At 71.8% G+C, this 18,114-nt stretch carries 17 protein-coding genes; 2 read left to right on the forward strand and 15 right to left on the reverse strand.

The window, feature by feature from the left end; all coding sequences use genetic code 11:
- Positions 1-11 precede the first annotated feature (11 nt).
- The 5 genes from EIY87_RS14855 to topA all read right to left on the reverse strand — a co-directional run bounded on the left by EIY87_RS14855 (position 12) and on the right by topA (position 5,437).
- The gene (locus EIY87_RS14855) at positions 12-803 is read right to left on the reverse strand and encodes a hypothetical protein (RefSeq protein ID WP_125308283.1); all 792 of its coding nucleotides are present in this window, start codon (positions 801-803) and stop codon (positions 12-14) included.
- Positions 796-969, reverse strand: a complete 174-nt coding sequence (locus tag EIY87_RS47620) for a hypothetical protein (RefSeq protein WP_158641304.1) — start codon at positions 967-969, stop codon at positions 796-798. Before EIY87_RS47620 ends, EIY87_RS14855 begins: the two co-directional genes overlap by 8 nt.
- Positions 962-1,753 carry an ESX secretion-associated protein EspG gene (locus EIY87_RS14860; protein ID WP_125308284.1) on the reverse strand — a complete coding sequence of 264 codons (792 nt, stop codon included), beginning with the start codon at positions 1,751-1,753 and terminating at the stop codon, positions 962-964. The genes EIY87_RS47620 and EIY87_RS14860 overlap by 8 nt, the downstream gene beginning before the upstream one ends.
- A gap of 86 nt (positions 1,754-1,839) precedes the next feature.
- Complete coding sequence (locus EIY87_RS14865; RefSeq protein WP_225439874.1) at positions 1,840-2,412, reverse strand: hypothetical protein; 573 nt, start codon at positions 2,410-2,412, stop codon at positions 1,840-1,842.
- 169 nt (positions 2,413-2,581) lie between these two features.
- Positions 2,582-5,437 (reverse strand): type I DNA topoisomerase, encoded by a 2,856-nt coding sequence (gene topA / locus EIY87_RS14870; RefSeq protein ID WP_191984094.1) that lies wholly within the window; start codon positions 5,435-5,437, stop codon positions 2,582-2,584.
- 298 nt (positions 5,438-5,735) lie between these two features.
- Between topA and EIY87_RS14875 the strand changes: the two genes are divergently transcribed.
- A complete protein-coding gene (locus EIY87_RS14875; protein WP_125308286.1) occupies positions 5,736-6,542 on the forward strand; it encodes a S1 family peptidase in 807 nt (268 codons plus the stop codon).
- An 18-nt stretch (positions 6,543-6,560) separates the two neighbouring features.
- On the opposite strand, the gene EIY87_RS14880 is transcribed toward EIY87_RS14875, so the two are convergent.
- The 3 genes from EIY87_RS14880 to EIY87_RS14890 form a co-directional block, all read right to left on the reverse strand.
- Entirely contained in the window at positions 6,561-7,211 is a 651-nt protein-coding gene (locus EIY87_RS14880; RefSeq protein ID WP_125308287.1) for a hypothetical protein, read from the reverse strand.
- Between the two features lie 51 nt (positions 7,212-7,262).
- On the reverse strand, positions 7,263-7,739 hold the full coding sequence (locus EIY87_RS14885; RefSeq protein ID WP_225439875.1) for a hypothetical protein: 477 nt from the start codon (positions 7,737-7,739) through the stop codon (positions 7,263-7,265).
- 257 nt (positions 7,740-7,996) lie between these two features.
- On the reverse strand, positions 7,997-10,294 hold the full coding sequence (locus EIY87_RS14890) for a sodium-translocating pyrophosphatase (RefSeq protein WP_125308289.1): 2,298 nt from the start codon (positions 10,292-10,294) through the stop codon (positions 7,997-7,999).
- Between the two features lie 349 nt (positions 10,295-10,643).
- On the opposite strand from EIY87_RS14890, the gene EIY87_RS14895 reads away from it, so the two are divergent.
- Complete coding sequence (locus EIY87_RS14895) at positions 10,644-13,058, forward strand: DEAD/DEAH box helicase (protein ID WP_125309769.1); 2,415 nt, start codon at positions 10,644-10,646, stop codon at positions 13,056-13,058.
- Positions 13,059-13,142: 84 nt separating this feature from the next.
- Here EIY87_RS14895 and EIY87_RS14900 read toward each other — a convergent pair whose 3' ends face one another.
- The 7 genes from EIY87_RS14900 to EIY87_RS14930 form a co-directional block, all read right to left on the reverse strand.
- Entirely contained in the window at positions 13,143-13,760 is a 618-nt protein-coding gene (locus EIY87_RS14900; RefSeq protein WP_125308290.1) for a bifunctional DNA primase/polymerase, read from the reverse strand.
- Positions 13,761-14,294: 534 nt separating this feature from the next.
- Positions 14,295-14,654, reverse strand: a complete 360-nt coding sequence (locus tag EIY87_RS14905; RefSeq protein WP_125308291.1) for an Rv3654c family TadE-like protein — start codon at positions 14,652-14,654, stop codon at positions 14,295-14,297.
- Entirely contained in the window at positions 14,647-14,976 is a 330-nt protein-coding gene (locus EIY87_RS14910) for a TadE family type IV pilus minor pilin (RefSeq protein WP_125309771.1), read from the reverse strand. Before EIY87_RS14910 ends, EIY87_RS14905 begins: the two co-directional genes overlap by 8 nt.
- A 20-nt stretch (positions 14,977-14,996) precedes the next feature.
- Positions 14,997-15,173, reverse strand: a complete 177-nt coding sequence (locus tag EIY87_RS14915) for a DUF4244 domain-containing protein (protein WP_086865512.1) — start codon at positions 15,171-15,173, stop codon at positions 14,997-14,999.
- A 25-nt stretch (positions 15,174-15,198) separates the two neighbouring features.
- Positions 15,199-15,906, reverse strand: coding sequence for a type II secretion system F family protein (locus EIY87_RS14920; protein WP_125308292.1), 708 nt, complete (start codon positions 15,904-15,906; stop codon positions 15,199-15,201).
- Complete coding sequence (locus tag EIY87_RS14925; RefSeq protein WP_125308293.1) at positions 15,903-16,661, reverse strand: type II secretion system F family protein; 759 nt, start codon at positions 16,659-16,661, stop codon at positions 15,903-15,905. The genes EIY87_RS14920 and EIY87_RS14925 overlap by 4 nt, the downstream gene beginning before the upstream one ends.
- A 34-nt stretch (positions 16,662-16,695) precedes the next feature.
- Entirely contained in the window at positions 16,696-17,847 is a 1,152-nt protein-coding gene (locus EIY87_RS14930; protein WP_125308294.1) for a TadA family conjugal transfer-associated ATPase, read from the reverse strand.
- Between the last annotated feature and the right edge of the window lie 267 nt (positions 17,848-18,114).

Raw genomic sequence — 18,114 nt, forward strand, 5'->3', positions numbered from 1 at the left:
TGGAGTACCGGTCAGGGCACCTCCTCCTGTCCGAGGTCGATCATCTTCCGGCACCAGTCGCGGAGCATCCCGCGGCTGAACGGGCTCAGGACGAGCTGCCGACGTCCGTCACCGCGGTCGAGCGCCGCCAGCGCGAAGCGGCCCAGGTCCGTGTCCACGAGGACGAAGCCGTGGTCGGGGAACTCCGCGCACAGCCCGCCGAAGGCGAGCATGTCGAGCACCGCCGTGCCCGAGCGCGGCCGGGCCAGCACCTCCCGCATCGCCCAGACGTCGGCGTCCTGACCGTCGTGGACCAGGCCGTCGTCGTCCACCGACAGCCAGATCGCCCGCGGCGAGGCGCCGAACGGCACCTCCGGCAGCTCCGCGATGAGCATCTCCGGCAGCTCTTCGAAGTCGGCGAGGTGGATCGCCGTCCGCCCCGGGAGCGAGCCCATCATGAAGGCCCGCTCGCCGTCCGCGTAGCACCGGATGTCCGCCGTCGCGGGCCCCTCGTCGAAGACGCCGCACAGCGCCGCCCGCACCGAACCGCGCAGCATCAGCGAGACGACCTCGAACCCGATCTCGTTCAGTTCACCGTCCTCCCCGAAGGGTGTGCCTTCGATCCAGGCCGCCCAGGCCATGTGGCGTTCGACCTCGGCGATCAGGTCCGCGGGGTCGTCGGAGACCGGGCCGTGGACGAGGATGTCGTGGTCGCTGACGTCCGGGTTGTAGAGCCGGTCGACGGGTTCGCGGTCCGGCATCGCCGCCAGCACCGGCCCGGCGGCGAGCTCGAGCAGCTCCCGGGCAGCGGTCCGCTCAGCCATGGCCTCGCACCTCCTTGTCGGTCTCGTCACCGGTGGCTCCGCTGCGAGGGATCGGAACGTCGCTGATCAGCTCGGCCGCCGCCAGGATCGCGTCGCGGACCGTGAGGCCCAGCGCCGCCTCGGGCCCTTCCCCGCGGACCGGCGGGCTCTCCACCGGCTCACGCATGGCTCTGCACCGCCTCGACGATCCACTGCTCGGCCGTGCTCCGCGAGGCCGGACCCCACGTGACCGTCCACCGGCCGGTGCGGTCCACCGCCGCGCTGAACTGGTAGCGGCCGAGGTCGTTGTCGACCAGGCCGAACGCGCCGTGCGGGTACTCCGCCAAGATCGCGTCGCGGACCGCCAGGTCCACTAGTACCGTGCCCAGCCGCGGACGGGCCGCGCACTCGCGGATCAGCTCGACCGCCCGCTCGCAGCCGCCCGGGATCAGGCCGCGCTCGTCCGTCTCGATCCGCACGTGCCGGCCCGGCCCCGGCGGCCGGTCCGGCAGGCCGTCGAACACCCAGCCCGGCAGCTCGCTGAGGAAGCCCGACCGCAGCCGCGCGCGGTTGCCCAGCTTGTGCAGCACCGTGGTGTAGTCCTCGTCGCCGAAGAACCGCACCTCCCACGGCTCCTGGCGGGCCGGGAAGACCCCGGTGACCACGCCGCGGATGAAGCCACCGCGCAGCGCCCGGTACAGCCCGACCGCCTCGGCCGTGACCTCGCCACCCGGGGCCAGGCCGATCGCGGCCATCCCGGCGACGAACCGGGTGTACTGCTCCACCTCGTCGGCCAGGCTCAGCGGCGGCGAAGGAGGACGACCCGGGAGCGGTCCGGTGTCCGCCAGCACCGGCGGGATCTCGAACTCGGGGTCGTAGAACTCCATCACCGAGGGCCGCTCCGGCACCTCGGCCGACAGCGGGGCGATGACCTCGTCGATGACGTCGAAGACGGCGACTGAGTTGCTCACCCCTTGATTGAACACCCTGGCACCGACAATTTCTCGCACATGTGTTCGAGTGGGTGACATCGTTCGGCGAGCGGTCGGCGAGCGGCTCAGACATGCTCCGGAATCCGCCCTTCGACGATCTCCGCCAGCCCGTCGACGCTGCCCGGCAGCCACCAGAACCGGCGGCGGCCGCCCCGGCGCCTGCCCAGCACCGCCAGGTGCCTGCCGCGGGCGTCGTCGACGAACGCCACCACCTCCCACGGACGGCGCGGGCCGCGGGCGAGGTCGATCTGGACCGTGCCGAGCCGGGGTCTTCGGAGCTCTTCCATCAGGTCGAGGACCAGGCACTCCTGCCCGGCCGCCAGGACGCCGCGCTCGTCGGCGTCCAGGTACAGGCCGCTGCCGGGCGCCGGCGACCGCAACGGCAACCGCGCGAAGGCCAGGCCGAGCAGCTCCGCGACCGAGCCGGACGACGGCCCGGACCGGCGCAGGCCGTCCCCGGCGACGCCGAACCGCGTGCCGTCGTCGAAGAACGCCGACGTCCACGGCTCGTCGAACAAGGCGACGGCCACGCCGCAGACGCCGTCACCGGCGAACCCGGGCAGCGAGTCGTGGAGGTCCAGCGCGGACGGACTGCCCGCGGCCGCGGCGCGGACGGGCTTGAGGATCTTGGCAAGCACCGTGTGCACGGTGCGTGGTGTTGTGGTCACACGTTCAGGAAACCCGGGACCACCGACAATTTCCCGAACATCCGTTCGAGGTGTCACCCGAAAGTGTGGCCAAAGTCCGTGAAGGCCTCCTTACCAGGCAAAAACGCCGGTAAGGAGGCCTTCACGGACTTCTGACGTGCTACTTCGTCTTCGTCGCGGTGGACCGTTTGGCGGTGGTGGCCTTCTTGGCCGTGCCAGCCTTGACCGTCTTCGCCGTCGTCGACGCCGGCTTGCGCGCCGGCGCCTTCCGCTTCGGCGCCGGGCCCTTCGCCCGCTTCTCGGCCAGCAGCTCGGACGCCCGTTCCGCGGTCAGCGACTCGATCTCGTCGCCCTTCCGCAGCGTCGCGTTGTACTCGCCATCGGTCACGTACGGACCGAAGCGCCCGTCCTTGACCACCATCGGCTTCTTCGACACCGGGTCCTCGCCGAGCTCCTTGAGCGGCGGCTTCGCGGTCGCCGACCGGCCCCGCTGCTTCGGCTCCGAGTAGATCTTCAGCGCTTCCTCGACGGTGATCGAGAACAGCTGGTCCTCGGTCGAGAGCGACCGCGAGTCCGTGCCCTTCTTCAGGTACGGCCCGTAGCGCCCGTTCTGCGCCGTGATCTCGTCGCCGGACTCCGGGTCCTTGCCGACCACGCGCGGCAGCGAGAGCAGCTTCAGCGCGTCGTCGAGCGTGATGGTCTCGATGTCCATGGACTTGAACAACGAGCCCGTACGCGGCTTCGGCGCCTTCGCCTTCAGAGCCTTCTTCTGCGCGGCCGTGGCGTCCTCGGGGATCTCGATCTCGGGCAGCAGCTCGGTGACGTACGGCCCGAAGCGGCCTTCCTTGGCGACGATCTCGTGCCCGCTCACCGGGTCGACGCCCAGCGAACGCCCCTCCTGCGGGGTCGCGAACAGCTTCTCCGCGATCTCCTGCGAAAGCTCGTCCGGCGGCAGGTCCTCGGGCAGGTTCGCGCGCTGCGAGTTCCCGTCGACCTCGCGCTCCAGGTACGGCCCGTAGCGCCCGACGCGGACCACGACCGTGTGCCCGTTGGCGTCGCTGAACAGCGGGATCGAGTTGATCTCGCGCGCGTCGATGTCCTCGACGCTGCCTTCGACCAGCTTCTTGAGCCCGCCCAGGCGGCCGATCGAGCCGTCGACGCCCATGTCGCCACCGAAGTAGAACTTCGACAGCCACTGCGCGCGCTGCTCGTCGCCCGCCGCGATGCGGTCGAGCTCGTCCTCCATGCCGGCGGTGAAGTCGTAGTCGACGAGCCGCTCGAAGTGCCGTTCCATCAGGCCGATCACGGCGAACGCGACCCACGACGGGACGAGCGCGGAGCCCTTCTTCCAGACGTACCCGCGGTCCTGGATGGTCTTGATGATCGACGCGTACGTCGACGGACGGCCGATGCCCAGCTCTTCCAGCTTGCTGACCAGGCTCGGCTCCGAGTACCGCGCCGGCGGCGAGGTGGTGTGGCCGTCCGGGTTCAGGTCGGACGCGGTGAGCGCCTGGTCCTTCTCCAGCACCGGCAGGCGGCTCTGCTTGTCGTCGGCTTCGCCGCCGGTCTCGGTGTCGACCGCCTCGACGTACGCCTTGAGGAAGCCCGCGAAGGTGATCGTGCGGCCCGAAGCCGCGAAGGTGCATTCCTCGCCCGAGGTCGCGTTGCCGACGATGCGCACGGACATCGTGGTGCCCTTGGCGTCCGCCATCTGCGACGCGATCGTGCGCTGCCAGATCATCTCGTAGAGGCGGTACTCGTCGGTGTCCAGCTCGCTCGCGACCTGGCCCGGCGTGCGGAAGACCTCGCCCGACGGCCGGATCGCCTCGTGCGCTTCCTGCGCGTTCTTCACCTTGCGCGTGTACTGGCGCGGCGACGGCGAGACGTACTCCTTGCCGTACAGCTGCGTGGCCTGGCTGCGCGCCGCCGAGATCGCCGACTCCGACAGCGTCGTGGAGTCGGTACGCATATAGGTGATGTAGCCGTTCTCGTACAGCTTCTGCGCGATCCGCATGGTGCGCTCCGAGGTGAACCGCATCTTGCGGCCCGCCTCCTGCTGCAGCGTCGAGGTCATGAAGGGCGCGTACGGCTTGCGCGTGTACGGCTTCTCTTCGACGCTCGCGACCTTGAAGTCACGCTGCTTCAGCGCTTCGGCCAGGCGCCGCGCGTCGGCCTCCGCGAGCACGCGGACCTCGGTGTTCGACGCCTTGAGCTGCCCGTCCGAGCCGAAGTCGCGGCCGGTGGCCAGGCGCGCGCCGTCGACGGCGACCAGGCGCGCCGGGAAGTTCCGCGGCGAAGCCTCTTCACCGGCGTCCATGGTCGCCGAGATGTCCCAGTAGGACGCCGAGGTGAAGCGCATGCGCTCGCGTTCGCGCTCGACCACGATCCGGGTCGCCACCGACTGCACGCGGCCCGCCGAGAGCTTCGGCATGACCTTCTTCCACAGGACCGGCGAGACCTCGTAGCCGTAGAGGCGGTCGAGGATGCGGCGGGTCTCCTGCGCGTCGACGAGGTCGGCGTCCAGCTCACGGGTCGAGTCGGCGGCCGCGCGGATGGCCTGTTCGGTGACCTCGTGGAAGACCATCCGGCGGACCGGGACCTTCGGCTTCAGCGTCTCGAGCAGGTGCCACGCGATGGCTTCGCCCTCGCGGTCGGGGTCCGTGGCGAGGTAGAGCTCGTCGACGTCCTTGAGCAGCCCCTTGAGCTCGGTCACCTTGGACTTCTTGTCCGGGGTGACCACGTAGAGGGCCTTGAAGTCGTTGTCGACGTCGACGCCGAGGCGGGCCCACGACTCGCCCTTGTACTGGGCCGGCACGTCGGCGGCACCACGAGGCAGGTCGCGGATGTGCCCGACGGAGGACTCGACGACGTAACCGCCGCCCAGGTAGGGGGCGATCTTGCGGGCCTTCGTCGGCGACTCGACGATGACCAGCCGCCGGTGCCCGGCGCCGTTGCCCGCCGAGGCTCCGTTCTTCTTGGTCCGTGCTCCTGCCACGCTGTCCTGCTCTCCGCTCATCTCGTCCCGCGACCGGGACCAGGCCCTGCCTTGAGGCGTCGGGCCCGCGTCTTCGACCTGCCAGTGTGCACGCTGTCCCGGCGCGGACGGCGCGGAGGTGACCCAACACGCCGCCGTTCCTGTGTCCAGCGCATCGCCGCTGACCTCGACGATGTTTCCCCAACGTACCTGCCACGTGATTTCGGCCACGTCCCGCGCAGCCTAGCGCGTGACCGCCTGGATACCCTCCGTTCGACGGTGGTGGGCGCGGGGACGTGACCGCTTCACTGGTTTCCCCGTCCAGCCGAAAGGATCCGCCATGACCCGACGCCTCCTCGGCGCCCTGCTCACCGCCGCGACCGCCACAGTATTACTGGGGACCACTCCGGCGAGCGCGGCCGCGGCGAACTTCGCCGGCACGGTAGCCCTCTCCAACTGCTCGGGCTCGGTGGTCAAGCCGGCGGCGACGCCGGACACCGCGCCCGCGCTCGTCATGTCCAACGGCCACTGCCTCGAGACCGGCTTCCCGGCACCCGGGCAGGTCATCACCAACCGGTCGTCCAGCCGGACGTTCACGCTGCTCAACGCCAGTGGCGGCAACGCGGGCACGCTGCGCGCCAAGAAGATCGTCTACGGGACGATGACCGACACCGACGTGTCGCTCTACCAGCTCACCACCACCTACGCGCAGATCAAGTCGAGCTACGGGATCTCACCGCTGGAGCTGTCCAACGCGCACCCGACGGCCGGCGCCGCGATCGACGTCGTCTCCGGCTACTGGAAGCGGATCTACTCGTGCAACATCGACGGGTTCGTGTACCGGCTGAAGGAGGGCAGCTGGACCTGGAAGGACTCGATCCGCTACACCTCCGCCTGCCAGACCATCGGCGGCACGTCCGGCTCGCCGATCGTCTCCGGCGGCAAGGTCGTCGGCGTGAACAACACCGGCAACGAGGACGGCCAGCGCTGCACGGACAACAACCCGTGCGAGGTCGACCAGGCCGGCAACGTCACCGTGCACTACAAGACGAACTACGGCCAGGAGACGTACGGCATTCCCGCGTGCCTGACCGCGGCCAACGAAATCGCCCTCACGCAGGCCGGCTGCACCCTGCCCCGGCCCTGACGCGGCGCCCGCACCCGGTCAGGCCGTGCTCGTCACGGCCTCCGGGTGCGGCACCGGCAGCGGCTCCGCGCCCGGCCACGCCGCTTCGGCGCCCGGCGGCGGCTCCCCGATCAGTTCCAGCAGCGCCTCCAAACGGCGTTTCCCGGTGACCTTGACGGCCGGGACCTCGGCCTTCGGCCCGGTCAGCTTCGCCGGGACCCCCAACGGCGTCAGCGCCTCGACCAGCCTTTCGTGCATGGTCGGCGCGAGCGGGTCGACCCCGAGCAGGTAGCCCTGCGTACCGGGGCGGCCGCCGGCCAGCGCCCACATCCGCAGCATCGCGCCGCTCAGCCGGAAGCCGTCCGGCACCGCCTTGCCCGAGTCGTCCTCGACCGGGCCCGCACAGCCCTCACGCAGCCACCGCAGCGCCAGCGGGAGCAGGTCGACCCGGAACGACGTGCGCACCTGCGGGCGGCCGCACTCGGCCTTCGAGACCTGCGCGTCCGCGCCGCGGCAGCGGAACTCGCGGGCCAGGACGTGCGCCCGCCACGGCTCCTCGACGACCACCGACAGCCGGGCGGCGGTGCGCCCGAAGCCGGTGATCTGGCCGTGGCAGCACAACAGGCCGGCCAGGTCGCCCAGGCCCGGCCCGCTGGCCTCGGCGGAGAAGAGCGAGATCGTCCGATCCACCGCGCCATACTAGAACACAAGTTCGATTCGCGGCAGTACTGTGAGCGATCTTCAGCCAGGAGGTTGATCCAGCTGGCGGCAGGCCGGGGCGCGCTGCTCCGCCGCCGCCAGTGCCGGGACGTCCTTGAGGCCCTTGAGGTAGTCGAGCGCGTCGATGCGGTCGAGCGTCGCCCTGGCGTCGCCGAGGGCGGCCTTCGTCGCCGTCGCGTCGCCGCGGACGGCGTCGATGCGCTGCCGCGCCTGCTCGGCCTGGTCCCGGATCTCGGTGAACTGCCCGATGACGTCCGCGCGGCCGCCGTCGGCCGACCGCACCGGCGGCGCGCCGAGCGCGGTCAGCCCGGCGAGGCTCTGGTTCAGCCCGCCGACCACCGAGGAGAGCAGGTCGCTCGACGTCCTGGACGCCTGCTGCGGCGTGCTGGGGTCGACGGTGGGCAGCTCCGCCAGCGCGCGGACCAGGTGGGTCACCGAGGCGCAGTAGCCGTCCGCCCATCTCGCCACCGGATCGGCCTGCGGCACCACGGTCGTCACCGACAGACCCTGGTCCCGTGCCGGGGACTGCGCGGGTTGCCCGCAACCGGCGAGGCCGATCGTGATCGTCGTGGTTAGGGCGGCTAAGACGGTTGACCGCGGCCGCACCTGCGCACCTCCTGCTCGACGACGTCCCGGAAGGGCCGACGGTACCGACTCGGTGCTGCTTCGCAAGTCGCCGAGCCAGTGTGGGATGTCCCGGCACGCGCCGGGCCCGGCACGCGACGCTGCGTGCCGGGCCCGGAACGGTGCCTCGGTCAGGCCTTGATCTCGGCCGGGGCGTCGGAGATGACCGTCCCGCGCCGCTTCGAGATCACGATCGCCGCCACGACGACGGCGAGCGCGACCAGCGAGATGATGATGCGCACGGCCGTGTTCTGGTCCGGGCCGATCGAGAACTGCACGACGGCGGGCGCGATCAGCACCGAGACCAGGTTCATGACCTTGATCAGCGGGTTGATCGCCGGGCCGGCGGTGTCCTTGAACGGGTCGCCCACGGTGTCACCGATGATGGTGGCCTCGTGCGCGTCCGAACCCTTGCCGCCGTGGTTGCCGTCTTCGACCAGCTTCTTCGCGTTGTCCCACGCGCCACCGGAGTTGGCGAGGAAGATCGCCATCAGGGTGCCGCAGGCGATCGCGCCGGCCAGGTAGCCGGCGAGCGCGCCGGTGCCCAGGCCGAAGCCGACCGCGATCGGGGCGAAGACCGCCAGCAGACCCGGCGTCGTCAGCTCGCGCAGCGAGTCGCGCGTGACGATGTCGACGACCTTGCCGTACTCGGGGCGGGTGGTGCCCTCCATGATGCCCGGGATGTCGCGGAACTGGCGGCGGACTTCGTAGACCACCGCGCCGGCCGCGCGCGAGACCGCGTTGACGGCGAGACCCGAGAACATGAACACGACGGCCGCGCCGATGATCACGCCGACGAGCGTGTTCGGGCTGACGACCTGGTTGACGAACGACTTGGCCGCGTCGAGGCCGGTGACCACGCCGTTGCCCATGCCCGCCAGCGTCTTCGTGATCGCGTCCGAGTAGGACCCGAAGAGCGCGGTCGCCGCGAGGACGGCGGTCGCGATCGCGATGCCCTTGGTGATGGCCTTGGTGGTGTTGCCCACCGCGTCCAGCTCGGTCAGGATCTGCGCGGCCTTCTCGTCGACGTCGCCCGACATCTCGGCGATGCCCTGCGCGTTGTCCGAAACCGGGCCGAAGGTGTCCATCGCGACGATGACGCCGACGGTGGTCAGCAGGCCGGTACCGGCCAGCGCCACGGCGAACAGCGCGACGCCGCCGCCGAGCAGGTACGCGCCGAAGACGGCCGCGCCGATGACGAGCGCGGTGTACACGGCGGACTCGAAACCGATCGAGATGCCGGACAGGATGACCGTCGCCGCACCGGTTTCCGACGTCTGGCCGACGTCCTTGACCGGCTTGTACTCGGTGCCGGTGTAGTACCCGGTCAGCTTCAGGATGACCGCGGCGAGCACGATGCCGATGATCACCGAGATGGTCGCGATGACCGCCGGGTTGCCCGAGTTCTCGAAGCCCGCGCCGAAGTCGGAGAAGCTGCTCGGCAGGTACACGAACGCCGCGATCGCCGACAGGACGGCGGAGATGACCGCGGAGATGTAGAAGGAGCGGTTGATCGTGACCAGACCGCCCTCACCCGCGCGCGCCTTGGTGATGTAGACACCGATGACCGCGGTGATGACACCGATGGCGGGCACGATGAGCGGGAAGATCAGGCCGTGCACGCCGAAGGCGGTGCTGCCCAGGATCAGCGCGGCGACCAGCATGACGGCGTAGGACTCGAAGAGGTCCGCGGCCATGCCGGCGCAGTCGCCGACGTTGTCGCCCACGTTGTCCGCGATGGTGGCGGCGTTGCGCGGGTCGTCCTCCGGGATGCCCTGCTCGACCTTGCCGACCAGGTCCGCGCCGACGTCGGCGGCCTTGGTGAAGATACCGCCGCCGACACGCATGAACATCGCGATCAGGGCGGCGCCGAAGCCGAAGCCCTCGAGCACCTTGGGCGCCTGGCCGGTGTAGACCAGCACGACGACCGCGGCACCGAACAGGCCGAGGCCGACGGTGATCATGCCGACGACGCCACCGGTGCGGAACGCGACGCGCATGGCCTTCTCGCGGCCGCCTTCCTCACGCGACGCGGCGGCCACGCGCAGGTTCGCCTGCGTGGCCAGCCACATGCCGAGGTAGCCGATCGCGAACGAGAACGCCGCACCGACCAGGAAGAAGATCGAGCGGCCGATCTTCTCGTTCCAGTCGTCGGCGGGAAGTGCGAAGAGCAGGAGGAACACGATCACGCCGAAGATGGCGAGGGTGTTCCGCTGCCGCTTGAGGTAAGCGGCCGCGCCTTCCTGCACCGCCTTGGCGATGTCCTGCATCTTGGCGGTGCCCTGGCCTGCGGCCAGCACCTCCTTGAGCAGGACGTAGCCGATGACGAGTGCGGCAAGCGCGACCACGGCGACTACACCGACAATCGTGTAGCCACCTCCGGAGAGCGAGATATTTCCCGCGCCCTCCGCGAGGAACTGCCGTGACATTCGTCCTCCAGGAGACGTCGCTCTGCGCCAACGCCGACGGCAAGCCGAGGGTTCGACACGGCCGACGCTGGCATGGACCCTGTACCGAGCGACACGCTAGCCGGGACGCAATGCACGTCTCACATGACGCTCACCACAGAGGGTGTGGATTGCGGGAGTGTATTGGTATCGCAACCAGCGTCTTCACGCCGTCCCGGTGACGGCACATTCCGTTACCTTGTGAGCCTCCTCACTTGATCGATCACCCTTCCGCCGATCCGTTGGCGCAGCTGGGGATGCGAGAACTGTCGGACCCCTGTGCCAAGCTCAGCTGGTGGAGGACTCGAGAGGACGGCGGCTGCTGGGGCGGGTGACCGCCGGCATCCCGTCGCGCGAGAACCCGGTCACGCACGTGGCCGACCTTCCGGGCCGCGCGGCAGGTCACGCAGAGTGGCCGTCGTGGGCGGATCCGGCAGTCGTCGCTGCGCTGCGTGACTGCGGCGTCGCGGCTCCTTGGGCGCACCAGGCCGAGGCGGCTTCGCACGCGTACGAGGGCCGTCACGTCGTGGTTTCGACCGGCACGGCATCGGGCAAGTCGCTGGCCTACCAGCTGCCGGTGCTGTCGCGGCTGGCCGCCGGCGAGAAGGCGAACGCGCTGTACCTGTCGCCGACGAAGGCGCTGGGCGCGGACCAGCTGCGGTCGGTGTCCTCTTTGGACGTCCCGGGTGTGCGGGCGGCGTCGTTCGACGGGGACACCCCGATGGCGGAGCGCGACTGGGTGCGCGCGCACGCGAACTGGGTGTTCACCAATCCGGACATGCTGCACCGCGGGATCCTCTCGGCACACGGGCGGTGGGCGTCGTTCTTCCGGCGGCTCAGCTGCGTCGTGGTCGACGAGTGCCACAGCTACCGCGGGGTGTTCGGCTCGCACGTCGCCTTGCTGCTGCGCCGGCTGCGGCGGGTGGCGGAGCACTACGGCGCTTCGCCGGTGTTCGTGCTCGCTTCGGCGACAACGGCTTCGCCTGCTTCGTTCGCTTCGCGCCTGACGGGCGTGCCTTGTGTCGCCGTGACGGAGGACGCCTCGCCGCGCGGCGCCCGCACGGTCGCGTTGTGGGAGCCGCCGCTGCTGGAGGAACTGACCGGGGAGAACGGCGCGCCGGTCCGGCGTTCGGCCGGTGCCGAGACGTCGCGGATCCTCGCCGACCTGGTCCTCGAAGGCGCCCGGTCGCTGGCGTTCATCCGGTCCCGGCGTGGTGCGGAGCTGGCCGCGCTGGGTGCGCGTCGCATTCTGTCCGAAGTGGACCCCGCGCTGGCGGAAACCGTTGCGGCGTACCGGTCTGGTTACTTGCCGGAGGAGCGACGAGCGCTCGAAGCGGCGTTGCTGTCGGGGCGGTTGCTGGGGGTCGCCACGACGAACGCGCTGGAGCTGGGCGTCGACATCGCGGGGCTGGACGCGGTGGTGCTGGCCGGCTACCCGGGCACGCTCGCTTCGTTCTGGCAGCAGGCCGGGCGCGCGGGCCGGTCCGGTGATTCCGCGCTGGTGGTGTTCGTCGCGCGGGACGACCCGCTCGACACCTACCTCGTCCACCACCCGGCGGCGCTGCTCGAGCGGCCGGTGGAGACGGCGGTGCTCGACCCGGCGAACCCGTACGTGCTGGCGCCGCAGCTCGCGTGCGCCGTCGCCGAGCTGCCGCTGACGCTTTCCGAGCTGGAGGTGTTCGGCGGCGCGGCGGCACTGGAGGTGCTGGCCGAACTGGCGGAGCAGAAGCTGCTGCGGCGCCGGTCGAGCGGCTGGTACTGGACTTCGCGCGACCGGCCGCACGCCGAGGTCGGCATCCGCGGGACGGGCGGCGAGCAGATCGCGGTCGTCGAAGCGGACTCCGGGCGGATGCTCGGGACGGTCGACCCGGGCTCGGCGTGCTTCGCCGTCCACCCCGGCGCGGTGTACCTGCACCAGGGGTCGTCGTACGTCGTCGACGAGCTGGACCTGGAGACCGGGCTGGCGCTGGTGCACGCGGAAAACCCGGACTGGACGACGACCCCGCGCGAGATCGTGGACATTTCGGTGCTGAGCACCCAGGAGAAGCAGGACTTCGGCGGGGTGAGCGTCTGCCTTGGCGAGGTGGCCGTGACGTCGCAGGTCGTCGGGTACCTGCGACGCCGGCCGTCCGGGGAGGTGCTGGACCACACGCCGCTCGACCTGCCGGAGCAGAGCCTGCGCACGCGCGCGGTCTGGTACACGGTTTCCGCCGAGCTGCTCGGCGGCACCGCGGTCGATGGCGTGGCGGGGACCGGGGGCCATCGGGTGGGGACCGAATCTGCGGGGCCGGTGGGGACCGGGGAGGAAACCCCGGCGAGCGGTCGGGGGCCCGCTCGCGAGGGTGGCAGGACACCGGGGGGTGCCGGATTGGTTCCGGCACGGGTCCCCGGTGCCCTGCATGCCGCCGAGCACGCGGCGATCGGCCTGCTACCGCTGTTCGCTACGTGCGACCGGTGGGACATCGGCGGGGTGAGTACCGCGTGGCACGACGACACCGGGGAGGCGACGGTGTTCGTGCATGACGGCCATCCCGGGGGTGCGGGGTTCGCCGAACGCGGTTATGCCGCGATTGTCCCGTGGCTGGCCGCAACGCGGGAGGCGATCGTCTCCTGCGAGTGCCCGACGGGATGCCCGTCCTGCGTCCAGTCGCCGAAGTGCGGGAACGGCAACGATCCGCTGGACAAGGCGGGTGCGGTGGCCGTTCTGGAAACCGTGCTCGGGGCGTTGCGTCAACACGGGAGCTAGAACGGCCACTTGGTGGTTCATGGAGTTGTGTCGTGCTCCGCCACGGCCGGGCTGGGACCGGCCGTGGGCGGTGGTTCGGGTGACTCAGGCCGCGGTGGTCTGAACCAGCTGCGAAGCTCCGGCGCCGGCCAGCGCACGGACGAGCACGTCGTGCACCTCGGCGGCGTCCGGCAGCTGCCAGCCGCAGACCTCGGGCTTGACGCGCCAGTGCACGACACCGTGCTGGAACGGCGACGGCGGCAGCGGGATGTAGCTGTCCTTGCCGTGCCACTGGATGCCGGCCCGCGACGCCAGCTCGGCCGGAACGTGGTCGGCGACGGTGGTCAGGAAGAGCCAGCGGCCGTTCGGCAGCGCGATGATCGGCGCGGGGTGGCCGATGGCGCGGAGCAGGCGGCAGGCGCGCTTGCCGAGTTCGTCGTCGACCTCGATGGCGTCGAGGACGGTGCCGGTCGCGACGAGCAGGCTGTGGGTGCGGTCGGAGAACCAGGTGGCGACTTCGTGGGCGTGGGTGCCGATCTGCTCGCGCCAGGCGTCACTCGCCGGCACCGGACGGCGCCAGGTGAGGTCGTCGCCTTCGGTGAGCGGTGCGGGGTTGACGCCCGGGAGCACCGGCCAGCCACGCCAAGCGAGTCCGATCGCCTCCGCCCGCAGTTCGATGCGGAAGGCACCTCGCCAGCTGTCCGGCCAATTCGCGTCCAACATTGTCTTCCTGCCTTAGGTTCCGGTTCTCCGCGACCCGCTAGACCCTGTCGTGGTGTCGCACATCTCACTTAACGGCAAGTTGCACATTGCCCGGAACCCCCACGCGACAACCGGTGGTTACGAGGCGATGAACGCCCAGTGATCCGTACGGCCCGACCGAACCCGGCGGCACATATCGACGGCGAACGGCGACCGCACGCGGACCGCTCGTCGTGCGAATCCCCAGGACGGGACCCGCTCGAACCGGCCGGGCGGTAGCGGTGGCGCAGCGGTTCGCCCCAGGTGAGCGGGGTGTTCGACCGCTCGCCGTGCACCAACGACCGCTGCCCGTGACGACGCGCCGCTCATCGCCGGGCCCATGGCGAGAGCCGGTTATCGCCGCATACCGACCGGTCGGCGCGACGAACGGTAGGCCGCGCTGACGGCGACGAGCGGTTCCGGCCACGGTGCTCGGCAAGCGGCGGCGGGTGGCCCACGGGCCTCCGCCGCGGTGGCGGGCTGCCGTGGTTGGCCATCGCCTGGCCACTCGCGCTCTTACGGGGGCCGGGCGGTGGGGCCGGCTCGGGCGCGGGCTGCTGGGCCGGGTAGGCCGGCGAGGCCGCCGGTGGGGGACTCGACCTCGATCAGGGCGTCGAGGCGTTGCCAGCGGCAGGTCAGGAGCTTCACTCCCATCCGGTCGGTGACCCACCGGGCGCGTTCGCAGGCTTGTACCGGGCCTTCTGCCGCGTGGGAGGCCGCCGCCAGGGCTGCCAGGTCGGCAGCTGCCTCGGCTCGGTGGCGGGCGATCGTGGCCGCTCCCAGCCAGATGCCGAGGGTGGTCACGCCGGTCAACGCGGCGACGGCCAGCGCTGTCCAGATCGTGGCCGCTCCCCTGTCCGAACGCGGGTCAACCATCGTCGGTCCCGGTGCCCGGCTCGGCCACCGCGTAGGCCGTCGCGTTGAGGTGGACCGCCGGGAGCAGGCCGCCGGCGGGTTGGGCCGTCACCTTCACCGTTATCGCGTCGCCTGCTTGCTCGACGGTGAGCTTCGCGTCCGTCGGGGCGATTCGGTGGACGGCCGCCGCTGCCAGCTCGGGTTGGCCCCTTGACAGGAGTCTTGCCGCTTCGCGGGCCGCGTCGGTGCAGCGCAGCTGGCTCGTCAGGGCTGTCAGGGCCGCTACCAGCAGCACCGTGGTCACCGTCAGGCCGGCGAGGCCGAGGGCCGCCTCGACCGTCACCGCTCCTTCGTCCCGGCGGGTCACGACGGCACCGTCAGGGCCTTCATGACCAGGTTCGTCAGCCACGAGACCACCGAGTCCCCGGTGAGCAGTGTGTAGAGAACGGCCGCGAACGCCGCGACGGCCACGGTGACGATCGCGTACTCGACGGTCGTGGAGCCTTCGTCCGAGCGGAGGCGGCGCTTGAACGCGCGCATGGGTTCTTCCCTTCGGTACTGGTGGTCAGAAGAGGGGACCGAGGTGGCCGGCCAGGCCGAGGACGACCGGCAGCACGCCCAGGCAGAAGAAGGCCGGCAGGAAACACACGCCGACCGGCAGGGCGAGCGCCACCCCGGCCCGTTCGGCGCGCTCCTCCGCTTCCGCGGACAGCTCGTCGCGGAAGCGGACGGCGAGGTCGGCGGCCGCCGACGCGAAGGCCGCGCCGGAGCGGGACGTCCGGGTGGCCGCGCCCGCCAGTTCGGCGAGTCCGGGGGTCGTGCGCACCGGTTCCCACGCCTCTTCCGGTCGGGAGCCGAGGGCCAGGTGGCCGGCCGTCGAGCGCAGTGCCTCGGCCGCGGCCGGGGGCGCTGTTGCGGCGACGGCGTCGAGTGCCGAAGGAACCGGCAGCCCCGCTCGCAGGCAGGCCGCCAGGAGGTCGAGTGTTCCCGCGAGCCGGAGCCTGGTCGCGATGTCCGTCGTCGGTGCGCGGGGACGGCGGGCGCGGCGGATGGCCCACCAGCCGGTGGCGGTCAGCATCGCGCCCAGCGTCACCCCGGTGGCGCCGCCGACCAGCACCGCCGTCGACACGCCGGCCGCCGCCGTCGCGATGGGGCCCAGCGCGACCGGCCACTTCCGGGTGGGCTTGTGAGGCCGGCCGAAGCGGCGCGCTGCCGTGTTGTCCGGCCAGATGAGCAGGGCCGAGGCGACGAGTACGAGTGCGGCGGCGTTCATCGGATGCGTACCTGTCCGGTCAGCGCGCGGCACCACGCCGTGCCCGCCCAAAGCAGGACGCTGCCGACGATGAGCAGCAGCCGGCCCGGGGTGCTCCCGGTCAGCACGGAGAGCGGGGCCGCGCCCATCGCCTGCCCGAGGAGCAGGCACAGCGCCGGGAGGCCGGTGAGCACCGCCGCGCTCGCTCGGGGCCCGGCCAGCTTCGCGCGCATCCGGCGGGCGAAGCCCAGACTCGCTTCGGCGTCGCGGCGGGCCGCGTCGAGGACGTCGGCCATCGGCAGGCCGTAGCGCCTGCCGAGCGTCCAGGACGCTGCCAGTTCCGGCAGGGCCGGTGCGTGCAGTTCGCTGTCGAGCCGGGCCGCCGTCGCCAAGGCGCGGAGGTCGTTCGCCAGCGCCGGGACGACGTCCGCGGCCGCTTCCGCCGCGGTGACGGGGTGGGCTCCGGACCGGAGCTCGGCCACCATCGTCCGCAACGCGGTCGCGGTGTGCGCAGCCATCGCCAGCTCGGCGGTCGCGCGCCGGTGGGCCCGCCACTCCTGGCGCCACGCCAGGGTCAGGACGCCGGCGGCGATCGCGCCGCCGATTCCGGCCGGCACCGCGGCGAGCGCGGTGGGGAGCAGCCAGCAGACGACGCGCCGGACGTCCGGGAGGCGGATCGTCGTCGGTGGCTCGACCGCCGCTTGGAGCCGGTTCGGTGGTGCGGGCCAGCACGCCAGAGCCGCGCCGACGCACAGCGGGACCCACGCCGTGATCACCCGCGTCTCCTTTGCTCGTGCGGGAAACCGTTGGTCAGCACGCGATCGCCCCCGAAGTCGCGAAGAGGTGGCGGTCGATCGTCCAGCGGCCCGCGCGCCACACCGGCACCACCCGGGCCCGGCCGTGCTCGGCGCGGAGGACGCCGACCTCGGCGAGGCGACGGCGGCCGCCCTGCTCGCGTCGCATGTGCAGGACCACGCGGATCGCCGCGACCAGCTGGCTGTGCACGGCATCGCGGCCGAGGCCGCCCAGCGCGGCGAGTGCCTCGATGCGGGCGGGCACCTCCGCCGGGGAGTTCGCGTGGACGGTGCAGGCGCCGCCGTCGTGGCCGGTGTTCAGCGCGGTGAGCAACGCGCCGACTTCGGCGCCGCGGACCTCGCCGACCACCAGCCGGTCGGGGCGCATGCGCAGGGCCTGGCGCACCAGCTCGGGCAGGCCGACCGCGCCCACACCCTCCACATTGGCCGGACGGGCGACGAGGCTGACGAACTGCGGGTGGGCGGGCTGCAGCTCGCCGGCGTCCTCGACGCAGACGATCCGCTCGGCCGGGTCGACCGCGCCGAGCAGCGCGGCGAGGAGGGTGGTTTTGCCCGCACCCGTTCCGCCGGTGACGAGAAACGCCATTCGCTTCGCGACGACGGTCTGCAGCAGTTTCGCGCCTTCGGCGTCGAACGCGCCGAGCGTGCGGAGTGCGGCGAGGTCGTGCGTTGCCGGGCGGAGGACGCGGAGGGACAGGCAGGTGCCCGCCGCCGCGACCGGTGGGAGGACGGCGTGGACGCGGATCCGGCCGTGCGGACCGGAGCCGGGGAGCCAGCCGTCCACATAGGGCTGGGCGTCGTCGAGGCGGCGGCCCGCGGCGAGGGCGAGGCGCTGGGCCAGGCGGCGGACGGCCTCCTCGTCGGTGAAGTGGACGGTGGTGCGGGTGAGGCCGGTGGGGCCGTCCGTCCAGACTTCGCCTGGGCCCGTGACGAGCACGTCGGTGGTCGTCGGGTCTTCGAGGAGCGGGGCGAGGGGGCCGGCGCCGAGGAGTTCGTCGCGGGCTTGGCGGGCCGCGTCGAGGACGGCGTCGTGGCCGAGGGCACCGGCCGCCTCGGCGCGGACGGCGGTGGCGACGGCGACCGGGTCGGCCTGGCGGCGGTCGCCGGCGAGGCGGTTGCGGACGCGGTCCACGAAGTCGGTCGTCATGGGGTTACCGGTTCGGTTGGGGCGGACTGGGCGGTGACTCGGGTGCCGGGCCGGGGTTGGGACGGCAGCGGCGTCGGGGTGGGTGCGGCCGGAGTGGCTTCGGCGGTGACTCGGGTGCCCGGCCGTGACGGGAGTGGCAGCGCCGCCGGAGTGCGCGGCGGGGTGGCTTCGGCGGTGACTCGGGTGCCCGGTTGTGACGGGAGTGGCAGCGGCTGCGGGGAGAACGCTGGCGGGGTGGTCTCGGCCGTGGTGCCGGCGCCCGCCTGC

This window comes from Amycolatopsis eburnea (genome assembly GCF_003937945.1).
In the GTDB taxonomy this organism is placed as follows: Bacteria; Actinomycetota; Actinomycetes; order Mycobacteriales; family Pseudonocardiaceae; genus Amycolatopsis; species Amycolatopsis eburnea.

Coding starts and splice junctions, on each gene's coding strand:
- EIY87_RS14855 (WP_125308283.1), bottom strand. CDS start 803: ATGGCTGAGCGGACCGCTGCCCGGGAGCTGCTCGAGCTCGCCGCCGGG.
- EIY87_RS47620 (WP_158641304.1), bottom strand. CDS start 969: ATGCGTGAGCCGGTGGAGAGCCCGCCGGTCCGCGGGGAAGGGCCCGAG.
- topA (WP_191984094.1), bottom strand. CDS start 5,437: ATGAGCGGAGAGCAGGACAGCGTGGCAGGAGCACGGACCAAGAAGAAC.
- EIY87_RS14875 (WP_125308286.1), top strand. CDS start 5,736: ATGACCCGACGCCTCCTCGGCGCCCTGCTCACCGCCGCGACCGCCACA.
- EIY87_RS14890 (WP_125308289.1), bottom strand. CDS start 10,294: ATGTCACGGCAGTTCCTCGCGGAGGGCGCGGGAAATATCTCGCTCTCC.
- EIY87_RS14900 (WP_125308290.1), bottom strand. CDS start 13,760: ATGTTGGACGCGAATTGGCCGGACAGCTGGCGAGGTGCCTTCCGCATC.
- EIY87_RS14905 (WP_125308291.1), bottom strand. CDS start 14,654: ATGGTTGACCCGCGTTCGGACAGGGGAGCGGCCACGATCTGGACAGCG.
- EIY87_RS14915 (WP_086865512.1), bottom strand. CDS start 15,173: ATGCGCGCGTTCAAGCGCCGCCTCCGCTCGGACGAAGGCTCCACGACC.
- EIY87_RS14920 (WP_125308292.1), bottom strand. CDS start 15,906: ATGAACGCCGCCGCACTCGTACTCGTCGCCTCGGCCCTGCTCATCTGG.
- EIY87_RS14930 (WP_125308294.1), bottom strand. CDS start 17,847: ATGACGACCGACTTCGTGGACCGCGTCCGCAACCGCCTCGCCGGCGAC.